Here is a 17,698-nt window from a genome sequence, read left to right as displayed (position 1 = left end):
AACAAAAGTGAGTTTTTTCGCAAAAAAAATGGGCAGTTTGTGCGAATGACTGGCACATATAAGACAAATTGTGTCAAACTAGCTCCCTTTTGACGGCTGCGTTTGGCTCGTCTGAAACCCTATTTTTGTGTTTGATTTATATGTGGGTATGGTCAGTGTTCTTAGAAAATAGAGCGCGGCACCACCACTTGTTTTTATAACATATATAGAGTCGCACGTAGATAAGATAAAGAGTTTGAATATGTTTCGTCCTTTAGCGTTATTTATCGGCTTACGTTATACCCGCGCAGAGCGTAGTAATCGCTTCATCTCCTTTATATCGCTGATATCCATGATTGGTTTGACGCTTGGCGTTGCGGTATTGATCACAGTGCTTTCGGTGATGAATGGCTTTGATCGTGAGCTCAAGACCCGTATTTTGGGTATGGTGCCGCAAGCCACGGTGGTGTCATCAGAGATTATGAGTGACTGGCAGGATCTGGCTTCTCAGATCAAAGAAGACCCTGAGGTCGCAGCAGTTGCGCCATTTATCCAGCTACAAGGGATGCTGACTTCAAACGGCCAAGTCGCGGGTATCATGGTTACAGGTGTCGAGCCTGAATACGAAAAAGACGTCTCTATCATCAATGAGCATATGGTCGAAGGCAGTATTGATACCCTACAAAGCGGCGAGTTTAATATCGTGTTGGGTGAGGAGATGGTGCAATCGCTCGGGCTGCAGCTGGGTGATAAAGTCACGCTGGTCTTGCCAGAAGCCTCTCCGTCGCCTGCTGGCGTGATTCCGCGGTTTAAGCGCTTTACCTTGACGGGGATATTTACCATCAGTCCAGAGGTCGACAGCCTGATGGCGTTTATCCCCATGGGCGATGGCGCCAAACTGCTGCGTCTGCCAGAGGGCGCGCAGGGCGTGCGCATGAAGCTCGATGACATCTTTGCTGCCCCAATGGCAGCAGAAAAAGCGGCGGCCATCGCTCCTGAAAGGCTCTATCCCAGTGACTGGACACAGACGCATGGCAATTTGTTTGGTGCCATCCAGATGGAAAAAGCCATGGTCGGTTTGCTGCTGTTTTTGATCATCTTGGTTGCCGCGTTTAATATCGTCTCAAGCCTTGTGATGCTCGTCACTGACAAAAAAGCCGACATCGCGATTTTAAAGACTTTTGGCGCGTCACCACGTCTGATTACGCAGGTCTTTATGGTACAAGGTGTGGTGATTGGCTTTATCGGTACCATTGCTGGGACGGTATTGGGTATTATATTTGCCCTGACGGTCAGTGATATCTTGGGCTTTATCAATCAAAGCTTTGGGCTAAATCTATTTGATGCTTACTTTATCAATTACTTACCATCGCAGCTGCGTTTGACAGATGTGCTATTGATTACTACGGCCTCGTTTATACTGAGCTTTTTGGCCACTATTTATCCAGCACGCCGTGCCGCTAAGATACAACCAGCGCAAACGCTGCGTTATGAGTGATAAACTTACCCAACTGTGCATGATATAAAATCAATAGCGATAGCAATAAAATAAAGGAAATACCATGTCTGCCATCTTAGAGGCAAAAAACATCAATAAAATATATGATGAAGGGGCGGTCAGTACGCAGGTATTGACAGGTCTGGATTTGACCGTCAATGCAGGCGAGCGTATCGCCATCGTTGGCACCAGTGGCTCAGGAAAAAGCACGTTGCTTCACTTACTGGGCGGTCTTGATACACCAACCAGTGGTGAGGTTTGGCTACATGGCAAGTTACTCAATAGCATGAATGAGACTGAGCGTGGGGCGATGCGTAATGAGTACTTGGGATTTATTTACCAGTTTCATCACTTGTTGGCAGAGTTTACCGCGGTCGAAAACGTCGCTATGCCGCTGCTGATGCGCCCAAAAGTATCGACGACTGATGCTCGAGATCAAGCCATTGCGATACTAAAGAGTGTCGGTTTGGAGCACCGTTTGACGCACAGACCAGGTGAGCTATCGGGCGGTGAGCGTCAGCGAGTGGCGATTGCGCGTGCGCTGGTCACCAAGCCCTCACTGATCTTAGCCGATGAGCCAACGGGTAACTTGGACTATGACAACGCCCAGAGTATATTTGGGTTGTTATCAGAGTTACAAAACACCATGCAAACGGCGCTACTGATGGTGACTCATGATCGCAGCCTAGCGGCACTGGCAGATCGTCAACTGCTACTGCGTAACGGTCATTGGGAAGCCTACTAACGCCCAAGTAGAGGCACACCCAAGCCAATAATAGACTAGAAGAACTGATATAAAATTCCAATCACAAGCTGATCACTGACAGCGTTGCTTATAGTTAAAAAGGTGACTATGATGAATAAAGATGACGACCCAATCGCTGCGTTTGGTAGTGCCGAAGAAGGCAACGAGCCGTTGCAGCCGTATATCGATCCGGCGCTGTTTGATACCTTAGATAGACAAGCGCAAATAGAGATACTCACACCAATCTTTGATGCGATCACCATCGCAGGCGTGGACTACGACTTAAAGGTACAAGACAGCGCCACAGGCAAGCGCTATGTACTGCTCAATGATGACAAAGTGATTGAGGTCTTTGTCATGGACAGTAATCTGACCGACAAGGTCAAAAACGCCATTGATGCGCATAAAGCGCGTAAAGGCGAGCTATAGCGCGAAGGGCTGGCATGGGACGGCGAATTAGCGGTATTAGCAATAATAGAAGGATGGTATGACAGAGGCTGTATTAGGGTTTGTCATAAGGCGGTTGGTCTGAGGCGTTTTGTTGCCGCTTTTGCCAACTAACGACGGTTTTGTAGCGCCAAATAGCCTTGAACGCCAGACCGCAAATAAGACTACTAACCACGGCCAATATCGTCAGGCCAAGACAAAAAGCGGTCAGTGATACCGTGCCTTTATAAGTGATAAAGGGGTTGGCACCGTCTGATAATGCCCATAAACTAAAATCAGCAATCATCCGACCGATCAATCGCAGGCTGATCATGGGTACATCGATGATTTTGGCACCGATATAATAGCCTGCATAAAATATCGGTAGGCTGGTCACAGGGTTGGTAATCCAAGTCAGGCCAAGCGCCATAGGGACGTTGGCACGAAAAATAAGCGAGCCGAGTAAGGCCAGCAGCATTTGCCCTGGCAAAGGAAAAAATGCACTGAGTACACCGATATAGACCGCCTTGTTTAAGCTATGGCGGTTAAAATGCCATAGACGTGCGTCAGCCAGCTGCGGGGCAAACAGTTTTAAGGTACGGCTTTCTAGGATTTTTTCTGGTGTAGGGAGCAGGTCTTTGAGACGTTTTTGGGGCACAGGATCGCCTTTCATCGTTAACGACAGTCCGCTCAAGCGCATTGATGGACTGAGATAAAGTAGTATTAATAATAAAAATCAGGCTAAAAGTTTTATTAGAATATAAAGGCTAACAATGCGAGATCATCCTTAGCGCAATATAGGCAATTAGTATAGGGTAATAGTCGTGTAAATGCTATTGCATGACGTGTCAGTCTGATGGGTTTATGATCAAATCCTCGAGCAAGGAGTGCTGGTGTATTGGTTGGTAGGTGGTTTGATTATCGTCGTGATGATGGGAGTGCTGGCCGTTGCAGATAGCATGCCAAGCGTCTCATCACTGGTTGATACCATTAATCCTTCAGTATTAGCCCTCATACTAGTGGTGATGAGCCTTGCGCTTATTATGCTCTCTCGCCTTTATACACCTGCCACTCCAGCCGCGCAATCAACGCCATTTTCTCCTCACACCTCCTCGCAGTCACCTGTTATTGAGTTATCCATTACCAAACGCCTTTTGTTCCTTGCCCGTCATATAGTGGTCGTGATACTGGCAGCGGGGCTAATAGGGGTTAGCGCGTTACAAGCACTGGTCAGTCACCAGCAAGCGGAGTCGAGCAAAATCACTGCGCCACTACGCGTGCAAGCATTGGTGACAATCGAAGGTATCAGCGATAGTGTTTTGGATGCAGCTGCAGACACTGGCTATCGGCAGGTGGCAGTCATCACCCACCTCTCGCCTTTGGTCTCTGAGCTGACACCGCAAGATTTGGATAATATCACCGCCAGCCACTTAGCAGATGTACAATCACATACCAATAAAAATAGCCTAAGTATTAAAAGAAATTCAATCAATCTTGATACGCTGCACACTGATAGGCATCGCATATTGCTTAGTGCTTATCCTCAATCTTCGCGTCGGCCAGAGACGGCCAAGCAGTTTGCTAATCTCTCTCAGCTAAAACCAGGGGAGACGCGGTGGATGAGCTTAGCGCTGTCTCCATTGGCGATGGCCGAGCAGGCAACCAGTAGCCCCTCTGGCTTTGACAGCTATCGCTGGTTGCGCGGTCGCCATATCGATGGAGTGGCGCGTGTATTGGTAACAGCGACGCAGCCTGTCAGTACTGCTGATACAGATCTGCTTGTAGCATCTTCTTCTCTTTCTCATCTGTCGCGCGTGCGTACGTATATCGATCGCGGACGCTGGCAGCTGCGCCAGCATTTTTATCAAGGCTGGCATGTGCTTACTGGCGATGAGCAACAAGCAAAGGCGGTTACGCTCAGCTTGCTGACAGGAGATAGGAGCCTTATCAGTCGCGATACCAAAGAGCTATACCAGCTGGCGGGTATCTCGCATTTACTGGCGATATCAGGCACCCACGTTTTGTTTTTGGCCATTGTGTTGGCAGGTGCAGCGGTGATGATAGTCAATCAGTTATATCCCGCCTTGTATCGTTACGTACCACGCTGGCAAGTACGCTGGTGGGTGATGATTGGCGCGGCTTTTGTTTATGCGCTATTTACTGGGTTTGATGTGCCTGCTGCTCGTACCGCCTGGATGCTATTTGCTATAGGACTGATGCGCCTGAGCTTATTGCCTGTTAGTACCATGCGGGTATTACTGGCGCTGGCTGTTCTTATGGCGTGGTGCGATCCTTATGTATTATGGCAGGCAGGCTATTGGTTGTCCTTTGTCGCAGTGGCGCTATTACTTAAGTATGAAGACAGATCACATCACCCTCATACATTGGCCAGCACGCAGACAAACACACCATCGTCGCATCAGAATGAGGCTGGCGGCAGGCTATGGCTGCGGCAGGGATGGGGCGTAGCCAAACGCGTCTTTAAGTTACAGTTTTGGTTGTTTATTGCTTTATTGCCCATCACATTGCTACTCTTTGGCAAGGCCTCATTATGGGGTCTTATCATCAATATGTTTGCCATCGGTTTATTCGGCTGGGTCATTGTACCGCTGAATTTATTGGCAGGCTTGATTTATCTGCTATCGCCGACGCTGGCAGATGGTCTATGGTCGTTTGTCACCGCCATTATCCTGAGTTTGCATCAGCTAATCGATTGGTTGACGACATTGCCTGCATTGTCTGCCGCGTGGTTGTACACACCCATCAACATGGCTATCGTGCTAATGATGGTATTGGTGATATTGCCTTGGCTGTTGCCACGAGGGTTCATCAGTCGCGGGTTAGCACTGCCGCCTTTGGTGCTGCTCATGATGACGGTTTATGCCAATCAGCAATCATTGATGGCTGTACCGACGCTTTACTTATTGCCGACTGGCGATCAGTATATAAGCGCCAGTGTGCTGCAATACCCCATGACGGATGACAGTGGGGAGAGTGGTGAAGATGAAGATGAAGTCAGTTGGTTATTTTTGGCAGATCACAGACCAAGTGATGCACCGACCATGCCAAGTAGGCTTACCGCAGAGGCATTGTCTGCCACTGTGGCGCAGCAGCTGGGTAGCTTATCAATAAAGCGCTTGCACGGTGTCGTTGTACAAAGTAGTAGCGCCGCTTTGAGTCAAAGACAAATCAATGATGATCCGCCAAAGTCCTTGCAGGCTTCTACCTCTGAGTTGTTGCCTCTGACAGTGCTGCAGCTATCGCAGCATTTACCGACTTATCAGTACTGGCAAGCAGGGCGCATCGATCGATGGCCAGCCTTGCAAGTCGCTTATCAAGTCACTCATCCCGCCGCGGCAAAGTCTTCTATCAGTGCGCAGCGCTGTGAGGAGGGCAAAACATGGCAATCGGCCAATGACAAGTTGTCCATCACCGCGATGACTGGTTGGCGTCAGATAGAGGACGCTAGCGTGTGGGACTGTACGATAGCGATCGATCTTAGCGGTATAAAGAGTAGCCGTATGCCGATACAAGTGCTTAGGTATAACGCGGCTGCACCGCTCAAATCTTCTGCTGCTAGCGTGCAAGCACTTCTTGATCGCTTAGCGACTCAGCCGTCTGACTCATCATCGCCGCAGCGCCATACACCGCCTGAACGCATCATCTTAAATGCCGATAGCCATGCACGAGTCTGGCAGTTATGGTCGCTGATGTGTACAGATGAGCGCGCAACGTCGGCACAGAGTAGGTGGCTCGGTCACAGCACGTCGTCTGTCACCGCTGATGTACTAGAGCGCCAGCGTGTCGGGGTAGTTATCACGCATGATGATAAAATATTGCCAGCCGCACTGCCCTTAGAGACAAGAGATACAAGTATGGCGTCACCCTAATAAAGATGCTGCCATAAAAACAAGGTTTGGCCGATCAGTGTTACAATATGGTGATATTTCACCGTTATACTATATTTTACCGTTATGCTATTGAACCATGCTAAAAATAGCACCATACTTAGCAGCACTATTCACAGCTGATATCAATGGATAAAGGCATCATGGGCAAAGTATCGCGGCCCATGTGTGCTTATATGCTGTTTTTTTTATCGTTTTAGATTGTTTCTGACTTAGGAAGTTATATGCCCAATTGGCCACCAGACCCTAACAAACGTCCTGATAATACCCCAAATCAACCAACGCCAATACAGCAGCCAAGCCAACCAAGCGGGCAAGAATGGCGACTACTAGAAAATACCTTGTTGGCCAGTGTGGTTGAGCAGCGCCGCGCCCGTCGTTGGGGGATTTTCTTTAAGCTATTAACCTTTGGCTATATTTTACTGATATTTTTGACCTTGGGCCGTGGTTGCAGCAGCAAAGCGCCAACGGGGCTCGAAGATGTCGATACCAGTAAGCCGCATCTGGCTGTGGTCGAGCTACAAGGGGTCATTAGCAGTGGCGATGTGGCCAACGCGTATGACGTCAATGAAGCCCTGACCCGCGCCTTTGAAAACAGCAATGCCAAAGCGGTCGCCTTAGACATCAACTCGCCTGGCGGCTCGCCCGTACAGTCTGATGAGATTTGGCAGACGATGATGGACTTGCGTCAAGAATATCCAGACAAAAAACTCTATGCCGTTATCGGTGATGTCGGTGCCTCAGGCGCTTACTATATCGCGTCTGCTGCTGATGAGATTTATGTCAATCCGTCAAGCCTCGTCGGCTCTATCGGGGTGATTATGCCAAGCTATAATATCGAAGGCTTGATGGATAAGTTTGGTGTCGAAGACCGTACCATCACCGCAGGCGAGTATAAAGATATTTTAAGCTTGTCACGCCCACTGACCGACTATGAAGAAAATCATGTCGAAAAAGTACTGGCCAACACTCATAAGCACTTTATCAACGCTGTAAAAGAAGGCCGCGGTGACCGTCTAAAAAACCCTGAACAAAACAAGCTATTTTCAGGCCTTTTTTGGACAGGTGAGCAGTCCATAGAGCTGGGTTTGGCAGATAAAAAAGGCAGCATCGCCAGCTTAGAGAAGCAGCTAGAGCTAGACAATGTCGTCAACTATAGCCCAACCGATCCGTTCCAGCTCTTTATGGACCGCTTTGCTGTTAAGTTGGGCGCTGGCGTGGGTTCGAGCATCGGCCTTGATGTGCTGCCACAATCAGAGGGTAACGCGCAGATGCGCTAGGTACTGTATGTTTTCATACGATTGTGTATGATGGTTGAGGCTGGGCGTATGCTCAGCCTCATTGGTATGTCACATTTCACATTCATTATCTGCCATACCAATGACAAATAACGTAAACCATATAAACTACATTATCACATTTGATCAGGATCTGATGAGAGCTTGTTATGAATGATGAAGTCGAATTGCAGACCTTTAGCGCCGCACTGCCCATCTCAAAAATAACCCAGAAGCCTGTGCTGCATTTTGCCCATGCCAATGGTATGCCAAGCGCGGTCTATCAGCCGTTTTTTGAGCATTTATCTGAGTTTTTTACCATTGAGTATATCGCCAGGCTGGGCGATACTCCTGGCTATCCGGTGGATAATCATTGGCGCAGCCTGACGCAGCAGGTTATTGATAGCGTAAAAAACGCGTGTGACAAGCATGGCGTGACTCAAGTGGTGGCAGTGGGTCACTCGCTTGGCGCGATGTGTACCTTGCAGGCACTGTACCGCGCGCCTGAGCACTTTGCCCAAGCGGTGCTGATGGATCCGCCATGGATTTATGGCAAAACCAGTCTACTTTGGCATATGGCCAAAACAATAGACAGACTGCCGCTTATGAATAACCGCCTAATGGACGCATTGTCGCCCTCTGGGATATCGAAACGTCGCCGTGATGTTTGGGACAGCCGAGAGGCAGCCTACGAAAAAATGCGTCATAAAGGTTTTTTTAAGAATTTTGATGAGCGCAGCTTTCAGGGCTATATCGAGCATGGATTGCACGAGCGCGCCGATGGCAAGGTGACACTGGCCATCCCCAAAGCCAGTGAGGTGGCGGTGTTTCGTACCAATCCTTCTTGGTATTGGCTGACGCCCAATCGTGGCCCTAAGGTACCTGTGACGCTGATTATCGGCGAGGATAGCTTGTTTTTAAAGCGCCGCTTTCCGCAGCAAGTTCAATCGCGGCTAGGCATTGCGTACCAGACCCATGCAGGCGGTCATATGTTCCCACTTGAGTACCCAGAGTCAGTCGCGCAGCACGTACTATCATTGATTGAGCAGCAATTAAAGCCTAGCGGCGAAAACCAACCACCTATACCTCGACAGATACAGGCTATAGTCAATTCTAAATAAAACAGATACATGATAGGTCAACGTGGCACTGGTATAAATTTTCCTTGCGAGCTATGCCTGCGCTGCTCGATGCTGCATAAAATTTATCCCAGTCCCACTGTATCATTTTTATACTGAACTCACCATATAGGCTATAAATAGCTAGGCAGTGTGCTACTTTAAGTGACGATTTATGCAAAAAAACACGACCATCGACCATCAAACCTCTATCACAAAACAACCGCCACTGTTTTCGTGTTTGGGCGCGTTTGTGCTGACGGTAGGGGTGGTGATGGCGTTTTTTATCAGTCAGCTATTAGGGGTTTATATCGCTGGCAAGTTGGTATTGCCCACTGGTAAAAGCGCCAGCATGGCTGATATTTTTTATTTTGGCAGTAATGATGGCACGGTCGTCAGCCTCTCTATCCTCATAGGCTGTGTTTTGTTAGTCGCTATGAGCGGTTTGCTGATTGGTATCAGGGGCGGCAACGTGCGGCACTATCTGGCACTAACGCCGTTTTCACTCGCAGTCGGCATAGGTATGCTTGGGGTGTTATTGCTGTTTATGATTGGCAGTCAGGCCTTGACGTATGTGTTGGGTGAGACGCCGCTGGTGTTTGTCGATCCGCTGTATCAGTCTGTCAGCTCGGTGTGGCTATTGGTGTTTGCAATGGTGATCGTCGCGCCTGTTTATGAGGAGCTGATATTTCGCGGGCTCCTGTGGTCGGCAATCGCTGAGCAGTTTATAGATACAGATAATTTATCACATTTATCGCCGCGCGGGGCAGTTGTTGCAAGCGTCGTGACCAGTTTGATATTTGCGGTCATTCATGTGCAGTACGGCGTCTATGAGATCAGTACCATTGTGGTACTGGCATTGATATTTTGTTATGCGCGTTTTAAGTCAGGCTCGCTGCTGCTGCCGATACTACTACATATCATCAATAATGGCGCTGCTATGTGGCAGTATCTGGCGCAAGTGGTTTAAGTAGTAATTATTAATGGCTAATTACTGCGCGAAACACCACATTACTTAAGTTCATGTGGTGTCAATCCATGTGGTCTTAATCAGTACGGCTATACATCAGGATTGAGCGCCAACACCTCATCAGCTGCCTGCTTGACATCGTCGAGCGTTAGCTGCGGTTTGCCGCTTAAGGCTTGTCGCCATTTACGCGCGCCCATCAGTCCTTGAAACAAACCCAGATAGTGCCGCGTCATCGTAGGCAGCGCTTCGCCTTTAGCGATTTGTGTTTCTAGATAGGGGAGGAGCTGCGCCAAAACCTCTGAGCGCTTGGGCGTAGGCGCCCCCCACAGACCATTGGCCTCTGCCAGCAAGTAAGGGTTGTGATAAAACGCCCGCCCAATCATCACCCCATCAACGTGCTGCAAATGTGCCTCGATATCGGCGACGGTGTCGATACCACCATTGATCTCGATATCGAGCGTAGGGAAGTCTTGTTTGAGGCGGTACACGTCGTCATAGCGCAGGGGCGGTATTTCACGGTTTTGTTTGGGGCTCAAGCCTTGTAGCCAAGCGGTACGCGCATGGACAATAAAGCGTGTACAACCAGCCGCTGCTACTGTCTCGACAAAGTCCACCATAAACTCATAACTGTCAAAATCATCAATACCGATACGGTGCTTGACGGTTACAGGAATATCGACCGCAGCCTGCATATGCTTGACCAAGTCAGCAACCGTCTCAGGCTCCGCCATCAGACAAGCGCCTATTTTATTGTGCTGCACACGGTCAGATGGGCAGCCCACATTGATATTGACCTCATCATAGCCATACTGCTGGGCAAACTCAGCACACTGCGTCATCTCGCTATTGTCGGCGCCGCCCAGTTGCAACACCAATGGATGCTCAAGCGCATCAAAGCGCAGATGCCGATCGCGATTGCCATGGATGAGTGCACCCGTGCTGATCATCTCAGTATAAAGATAAACATGCGGATTAAACAACCGCGCAAAGTAACGATAATCTGTCGTTGTCCAATCAATCATAGGGGCAACAGAGAGTCGTTTATTGCTCATATCAACCATAGGGGTGGGGCCTTAATAAAGAGTCGTTAAATGTGTAGTAGTGGCTAAATGTATAAGCGTGGTTTGGTTTATGGGGTCTTAAGCGCATAAAAAAAGCGTCATGCAGCTACCATGACACCGTATGTATCATCCATCATCTATAAAGCTAAGACACGACCGAGGCTGCGACCCGTTAGGTCGCGATTAGATTACATGCTCAATCTTTTTAAACTCGGGCAAGTTGTAAAAATAAAGACCCATGATGATACCGATAAAACCGATAAATGCAACGTAGAGAGCCGGAGAGAAACTCACTAGAGTCGTGGCATAGCCGAGTCCAAAAGGAATCGAGATACCGACGATGCCGTACGTGACATTATAACAAAGTGCCATGCCAGTTAGACGTACATTGGTCGGAAACAGCTGTACCAAGATAGCTGGCATCATGCCAATAATACCTGAGCAAAAGCCTAAGAGGGCGTACATGATCAAGATATAATCGCCACCAGCGTCTAAATGATAAAAGAAAGCAAAAATCATGGCGATAAGTAGCGCGGAGCCTGCGGCAAGAATTTTACCAAAGTTTTGGTAGTTCGATAACATCCCATAAAAAACACAGCCAAAAATCATAAACACAATGCCCAGACTGTGTGAAAACCCAAACAAATCCGCATCTAGGTTAAAGCGCAGCTTGATCAAGTCGGGCAGCAAAATGACAACGACTGTGGTGATGCTGGAGATGATTAAGGTCAAAATCATCCCAATAAAGACAGAGTGCTTGCAGTGCTTAGACAGCAGCGTCAAGGGTTTGGCGACATAGTTTGGTGGTTTTGATGCTAGCATGGCCGTAAAAAAAGGCGTTTCACGGACCAAGCGCCAGGCCAATAGCGGCAAAAAGCTCAGTATGGCTGCCACAAAAAACGGCAGTCGCCAGCCATAGTCGACCAATTGCTCAGTGGTCATAACGTTCGACAACCACATAAAAAACGCATTTGAAAACAACACACCCACAAAAAAACTGGCCGTGACATAACTACAAGCAACCGACAAATACTGACGGGGCATGTGCTCGGCCACAAATACCCAAGCCAAGGGCACATACAGGCCAAATGCCATTCCTTGTATGAGCCGCAACAGGATAAACAAAGCAGGCGATATCAGTCCCCACTGTGCATAGGTCGGCAAACAAGCCATGACTAGCAAACTGATGGCACTGACGAGCATACTGACGAGTAAAGTAAACTTACGCCCTTTGATATCTCCATAGCGCCCCAGCAAAACACCGCCGAATGGACGAGCAAGATAACCGACGGCAAACAGTCCTAACCCTTGTAGCCGAGCAATATTGGGGTTGCTATTGACGGGGAACAGCGCCGATGCCACGATGTCTGAGATATATAAATAAATCAAAAAATCAAAAAACGCGACGGCGCTACTAAAGCAAATAAACAATACCATGTTTCTATCTTTCGTAGACATCAGGGCATATTGAGAACGATTAGGCATAGTAAATCACGCATCCACACCACAAGCTAATGTGGTTGTTAAGCCGATTATCCTCTAGATAATCCGCATGATAAAAACTGACACCTCCCAATAAAAAAGGGAAGCGTCAAGACAGTAATATTCAGAGTGTTTCGCTATTTTTAGCCCATTGAAATAGGGCGTGTTGAACATTCGACCATGGCACTGACAGCGACTATTTTTTAGGCGATTCGATGTTAAAAATAATAAGTTTAGTCATTCTAAGCGCTTATTTTTAACGATGAAGCGGCAAAAAAGAGTCCTGTCCCCTGCTTTTATCGTTGGGGCTGATGCTAAAATTGCCCCATACTGCGTTACAAATCTCACTAAGGCATCTGCATTATCGTCGCTTTGTGCCTTGTCTGGAACAATTTTAGCGATCAGTAGTGCCTATTTGCGAATGTTCAACACGCCCTAATTATCGAGTGAATCAAAGCCCCGCCTGAGTACTACAATAACCAATCAATCGGCAACCAAGACATGATGGTCAGCCAGACATGGTCACTCATGTCGACTCGCGGCTCTGAGTCGTACACTGCCTTTTCGCCGTTTTCCATGGTGTGCCACTGCAGGCGACCGTTATCTAGCAGCTTTACCTCATAAGCTTGATTGAGCAAGTCATCACTGAGCGCGCCATGCAGCTGTCTTGCCAGCTCGTCGTCGTTGATGATCACGCCCATCTCGGTATTGATATTGGCAGAGCGTGGGTCGACGTTATATGAGCCGATAAACACTTGATAGTCATCAACGGCAAAGGTTTTGGCATGGAGACTGGTTGAGGATTGACTGCGGGCTTTCCATAGCTTGTTTTCACGCTTTTCTTCAGCAGCGGTGGATTTGAGCTCATAGATTTTTACGCCTGAGCGCAGCAGCGCTGGCCGCCACTGGCTGTAGCCTGAGTGTACAGCGGTGACATCCGTTGCATCAAAAGAGTTGGTCAAGATTTTGATATCGATACCAGCATTGGCCAGCTGTACTAAGGTGTTGACGCCGTCTTTGGTCGGGACAAAATAAGATGAGATGATGGTCAGTTTTTTGGTCGGGCTGCCGAGCAGGGTACGCAGTTGATGCACCAAATTAGTATCGGCAGGGACGGCCTTGCTCAGCTTGCCGACATCATCACTCAAAAACTGCATGTCTGTCCAACGAAACGGCACCCGCTTGCTCACTAAGTCCTCATCTATGGTCGACTCTTCAATCGCTGCTTTATAGACGGTCAAGCTGCTATTGGCATGGTGTTTTTTATCTTGACCAATCTTGTCTAGCGCTGCCAAAAAATCAGTGGCTGCGCCATCGCCGAGGGTCGCGAGCGTCTCGATGTCAAACGACAGCGGCGACGACCAATAGCTGGCAAAACTATTATCAATATCGGCCACGACTTTGCCGATGAGCAAGACATCCAGATCAGCAAACTGGCTATTTTGATCGTTACTTAGGTATTCATTGCCGATATTACGTCCACCGATGATGGTAATCTGCTTGTCAAAGGTCATACTCTTATTGTGCATGCGCCGATTGATTCTAGGCAGGCCTGTGACGTAGTTTAGGGTTTGAAACTTACGGTGCATCAAGGGGTTGATGATGCGTACCGCGATATTTGGATGACTGGCAAAGCGCAATAAATGCTGATCAAATTCAGCATTATTATTAAAATCATCGAGTAGCAAGCGCACGATTACCCCGCGCTCAGCCGCTTCCCACAAGTCTTTGAGCATTAGCTGGCCGGCTTGGTCATTGTGCCAGATATAATACTGGGCATCGATGTTGCGGGTGGCCATACCCGTCAAGATGCTGCGAGAGGCAAAGGCATTGGCTCCAGTGACAATCGGGTGATAGCCTGATAAGTCTGGGTGGATATCGTTTTGTTCGCTGATGGCGGCGACCAAATCTGTTTGCTCGGAGGGTTTGCTGTTTTTTGCTTGATACAGTGCATGGATGCGTGCAGACAGCGCTTGACTCTCGGGCAGGTGCGGCTGCTTGGGTAGGCTCTGACAGGCGCTCAGTCCCAATGTCAGTCCGAGGGTTAGGCTCAGTGAGAAGTTGGCTGGATCTATACTAAACATCGACATGACGGATTTACCTTAATGAGCCTGTATTTACGAATTAAGTCGTTTGCTGGGTGTGGTCGGACAGCGACCTTATCGTTACGCTGTCTATGACCACAAAAAATAGAGGTTTTGAAATAATAGCATTGATTAGCAAATCGATAATAGTACTGCGTCAGGTAAAATCTGAGACTAACTCGAAATCGACGCTAAGCTTAGCAGTTGTTGCTATATCTGCCTATTATAAATACGTTATTTTTGTTAAATGGCTCAGCGTATTGCAGCGTCTCTCCCAAAGTAATAGTGGGTCTGGTACGCGCTCGTGTGCCGCTGGGCTGAGTATGCAAAAATACGATTTAGCTGGCCTTTGAAACCAGATGTGTGGAATAAGTTGACATGCTATGATAAGGCGGATGGGTAAGATCGACAAAGATATGCCGTCATTTTACCAATCACCCCTTATCAATTTAAGGCGTGCCCTCATCAGCCCGTGTAGGTGATAATCGACTGAGTGGAGGACACGCCACAGTACTCCCCAAGGCAATGGAAGATATATGAGTCAGTCGCACACGCAGAATGATAAAAACTTAAATACACTGGATCCAAACTGGCGCAGCGATGCGCTCGATTTAGGCCTTGATTATGGTATGCAAACCATCGCGGTACGAGCTGGGCACCATCGCACCGATGAAGGCGAGCATTCAGAGGCTATTTTTACCACCAGCTCTTATGTTTATGCGTCGGCCGCCGATGCTGCTGCGCACTTTAACGGTAGCAAAACAGGTAACGTGTACTCACGTCATACCAATCCTAGCGTGCGTACTTTTGAGCGGCGTTTGGCTGCGCTTGAGAATGGCGAGCGCGCGGTAGCCACCGCTTCAGGCATGGGCGCGATTTTGACCATGTGTTTGGCCTACCTAAAAGCAGGCGACCATCTGCTGGCGGCCAATCAGCTATTTGGCTCATCGATTGGGCTGTTTAATAATTACATGACAAAGTTTGGGGTCGAGGTCAGCTATGTCGATTGCTTCGATAATGACGCGTGGGCAAAAGCGGTGCAGCCAAACACCAAAGTGATATATTGCGAAAGCCCAAGTAATCCACTCGCGCAAATTTGTGATATTGGCTATTTAAGCGAGCTGTGTAAAGCCAATGGTATATTACTTGTCGTTGATAATTGCTTTGCGACGCCGGCGCTGCAACGGCCATTAGATTTGGGCGCGGATGTGGTGATTCACTCGGCGACCAAATATCTAGACGGTCAGGGTCGCGTGTTGGGCGGCGCGCTGGTCGGTAGTGATAAGCTGATGCAAGATGCCTTTACCGTGGTGCGCTCAGGCGGTATCAGTATGAGCCCGTTCAACGCGTGGGTTTTTACCAAAGGGCTTGAGACGCTAAAGCTGCGTATGCAGGCGCACTGCCAAAACGCCAATCAAGTGGCAGAGTTTTTGGCCAATCACCCCAATGTCAGTACCGTGCATTTTTCAGGCTTAAGCGATCATCCCGCCCACGCGCTTGCCACGCAGCAACATCATATGCAAGGTGGCTACGGCGCTATCATGGGGTTTGAGGTGAAGCCGCAAGCCCGCCCTGATGCGGGTATTAAGGATGCAAAAGCAGCTGCTTGGCATGTGATAGACGCCACTCAAATGCTCTCTATCACCAATAATCTGGGCGATGCCAAAACCACCATCACTCATCCTGCCACCACCACCCATTTTCGCCTGAGCGCTGAGGCGCGCGCAGAAGCGGGTGTCAAAGACAGTCTCATTCGTTTGTCGGTTGGGTTGGAGGACGTGGCAGATATCATCAAAGATTTGGCGCGCGGCTTAGACAGTTTGTAAAGATAACGGTATAATCACCGTCAACGCATAAACGTGACGTGATGAAAACCGACGCATTACGTTACGTATTTCCATAAAATACCAAGAGGCGATTATGAATATTCAAGCATTGATGCAACAAGCACAAACGATGCAAAAGAAAGTCGAAGCAAACGTTGAAAACGCCAAAAAAGAGCTGGCTAACAAAGAAGTACAAGCAGAAGCGGGCAGTGGTCTGGTCAAAGTCACCATGACTGGTCGTCACGTGGTCAAGCGTTTGACCATCGATCCTAGCTTATTAGACGACGAGCCAGATATGATCGAAGACCTCATCGCTGCTGCGATCAATGATGCAGTACGTCAAGCCGACGAGCTATATGAGCAAACCATGGCGAGCGCGACCTCAGGTATGGGTCTACCACCAGGTATGCAAGGCTTGTTTTAAATAGCTCAAGGGCAGGCTAAGCAAAGCAAGTATCTGGCATGGTTTTAAAAAAACATGTGAAATATAAAGCCTTTAGCCGCCAAAAACAGCACGCTGAACACAAAAATGGGGTTGTTATCGACACGATACGACCCCATTTTTATAGCTACGATTTATACATGAAGTTAAAAAAGGAAGACACTTTGCTGACAGCCAAATTTGATCAGCTGGTCAAACAGCTGCGTATCTTGCCAGGCGTGGGACAAAAAAGCGCCCAGCGTATGGCGCTCCATTTGCTGACCAAAAAACGCCCGCAAGGCATGGCGCTCGCGCAAGCGCTGGATGAAGCAATGCGAGATATCGTTGAGTGCCAGCGCTGCCATAGCTTCAGTGATGAGGCGATTTGTCCATTATGCCAAGATCCGAGGCGTGATGATGGGCTGTTGTGTGTGGTCGAAACCGCCGCCGATGTGATGGCGATAGAGCAAACGGCAGGTTACCGTGGTCGTTATTTCGTCTTAGGTGGTCATCTGTCACCACTAGATGGCATCAGTGCTGATGATTTAAACATCGATCAGCTGGTGTGGCGAGTCAAACAGGAGCCAGTGGCGGAGCTGATACTGGCGACAGGTACCACGGTCGAAGGCCAGACTACCGCCCACTTTATCAGTGAAGCGGTCAGTCGTCATGTCAGTAAAATTACCCGTTTGGCACAAGGCGTACCGATGGGCGGCGAGCTTGAGTACCTCGATAGTATGACCCTCGGGCAAGCCATGCAAAATCGCTCTTTCTTATAGGGCGTGTTGAACATTCGACCATGGCACTGACAGCGACTATTTTTTAGGCGATTCGATGTTAAAAATAATAAGTTTAGTCATTCTAAGCGCTTATTTTTAACGATGAAGCGGCAAAAAAGAGTCC

The 17,698-nt window shown here is 48.5% G+C and carries 14 protein-coding genes; 10 read left to right on the top strand and 4 right to left on the bottom strand.

The genetic code is table 11. The features are described from left to right. Positions 1 to 241 precede the first annotated feature (241 nt). From JMX98_RS08975 to JMX98_RS08965, 3 genes are all read left to right on the top strand, one after another. Positions 242 to 1,477, top strand: coding sequence for a lipoprotein-releasing ABC transporter permease subunit (locus tag JMX98_RS08975; protein ID WP_201586023.1), 1,236 nt, complete (start codon positions 242 to 244; stop codon positions 1,475 to 1,477). 64 nt (positions 1,478 to 1,541) lie between these two features. Next, the gene (gene lolD, locus JMX98_RS08970; protein ID WP_075101090.1) at positions 1,542 to 2,222 is read left to right on the top strand and encodes a lipoprotein-releasing ABC transporter ATP-binding protein LolD; all 681 of its coding nucleotides are present in this window, start codon (positions 1,542 to 1,544) and stop codon (positions 2,220 to 2,222) included. Positions 2,223 to 2,330: 108 nt separating this feature from the next. Beyond that, on the top strand, positions 2,331 to 2,651 hold the full coding sequence (locus JMX98_RS08965; RefSeq protein ID WP_227680104.1) for a hypothetical protein: 321 nt from the start codon (positions 2,331 to 2,333) through the stop codon (positions 2,649 to 2,651). Between the two features lie 73 nt (positions 2,652 to 2,724). On the opposite strand, the gene JMX98_RS08960 is transcribed toward JMX98_RS08965, so the two are convergent. Next, a complete protein-coding gene (locus tag JMX98_RS08960; protein ID WP_227680103.1) occupies positions 2,725 to 3,306 on the bottom strand; it encodes a DUF2062 domain-containing protein in 582 nt (193 codons plus the stop codon). A 235-nt stretch (positions 3,307 to 3,541) separates the two neighbouring features. On the opposite strand from JMX98_RS08960, the gene JMX98_RS08955 reads away from it, so the two are divergent. The 4 genes from JMX98_RS08955 to JMX98_RS08940 all read left to right on the top strand — a co-directional run bounded on the left by JMX98_RS08955 (position 3,542) and on the right by JMX98_RS08940 (position 9,921). Next, entirely contained in the window at positions 3,542 to 6,538 is a 2,997-nt protein-coding gene (locus JMX98_RS08955) for a ComEC/Rec2 family competence protein (RefSeq protein WP_227680102.1), read from the top strand. A 242-nt stretch (positions 6,539 to 6,780) separates the two neighbouring features. Next, positions 6,781 to 7,836, top strand: a complete 1,056-nt coding sequence (gene sppA, locus JMX98_RS08950) for a signal peptide peptidase SppA (RefSeq protein WP_201586021.1) — start codon at positions 6,781 to 6,783, stop codon at positions 7,834 to 7,836. A 167-nt stretch (positions 7,837 to 8,003) separates the two neighbouring features. Further along, entirely contained in the window at positions 8,004 to 8,954 is a 951-nt protein-coding gene (locus tag JMX98_RS08945; protein ID WP_201586019.1) for an alpha/beta fold hydrolase, read from the top strand. A gap of 172 nt (positions 8,955 to 9,126) precedes the next feature. Beyond that, positions 9,127 to 9,921: a CPBP family intramembrane glutamic endopeptidase gene (locus tag JMX98_RS08940; RefSeq protein ID WP_201586017.1), complete on the top strand. Its 795-nt coding sequence runs from the start codon at positions 9,127 to 9,129 to the stop codon at positions 9,919 to 9,921. Positions 9,922 to 10,010: 89 nt separating this feature from the next. On the opposite strand, the gene dusA is transcribed toward JMX98_RS08940, so the two are convergent. The 3 genes from dusA to JMX98_RS08925 all read right to left on the bottom strand — a co-directional run bounded on the left by dusA (position 10,011) and on the right by JMX98_RS08925 (position 14,554). After that, positions 10,011 to 10,982, bottom strand: a complete 972-nt coding sequence (dusA, locus tag JMX98_RS08935; protein WP_201586016.1) for a tRNA dihydrouridine(20/20a) synthase DusA — start codon at positions 10,980 to 10,982, stop codon at positions 10,011 to 10,013. Positions 10,983 to 11,165: 183 nt separating this feature from the next. After that, positions 11,166 to 12,419, bottom strand: coding sequence for an MFS transporter (locus JMX98_RS08930; RefSeq protein WP_227680101.1), 1,254 nt, complete (start codon positions 12,417 to 12,419; stop codon positions 11,166 to 11,168). A gap of 515 nt (positions 12,420 to 12,934) precedes the next feature. Further along, a complete protein-coding gene (locus JMX98_RS08925) occupies positions 12,935 to 14,554 on the bottom strand; it encodes a phospholipase D family protein (RefSeq protein WP_201586014.1) in 1,620 nt (539 codons plus the stop codon). Positions 14,555 to 15,084: 530 nt separating this feature from the next. Between JMX98_RS08925 and JMX98_RS08920 the strand changes: the two genes are divergently transcribed. The 3 genes from JMX98_RS08920 (at position 15,085) to recR (ending at position 17,574) form a co-directional block, all read left to right on the top strand. Next, positions 15,085 to 16,374, top strand: a complete 1,290-nt coding sequence (locus JMX98_RS08920) for an O-succinylhomoserine sulfhydrylase (RefSeq protein WP_201586013.1) — start codon at positions 15,085 to 15,087, stop codon at positions 16,372 to 16,374. 94 nt (positions 16,375 to 16,468) lie between these two features. After that, positions 16,469 to 16,798, top strand: a complete 330-nt coding sequence (locus tag JMX98_RS08915) for a YbaB/EbfC family nucleoid-associated protein (protein ID WP_201586012.1) — start codon at positions 16,469 to 16,471, stop codon at positions 16,796 to 16,798. Positions 16,799 to 16,980: 182 nt separating this feature from the next. After that, positions 16,981 to 17,574 carry a recombination mediator RecR gene (gene recR, locus JMX98_RS08910; RefSeq protein ID WP_105246608.1) on the top strand — a complete coding sequence of 198 codons (594 nt, stop codon included), beginning with the start codon at positions 16,981 to 16,983 and terminating at the stop codon, positions 17,572 to 17,574. The last annotated feature ends 124 nt before the right edge of the window (positions 17,575 to 17,698 follow it).

Origin of the sequence: Psychrobacter sp. HII-4 (assembly GCF_904846595.1) — a bacterium.
Taxonomy (GTDB): Bacteria; Pseudomonadota; Gammaproteobacteria; order Pseudomonadales; family Moraxellaceae; genus Psychrobacter; species Psychrobacter celer.
This window is presented reverse-complemented; position numbering and strand designations above follow the sequence as displayed.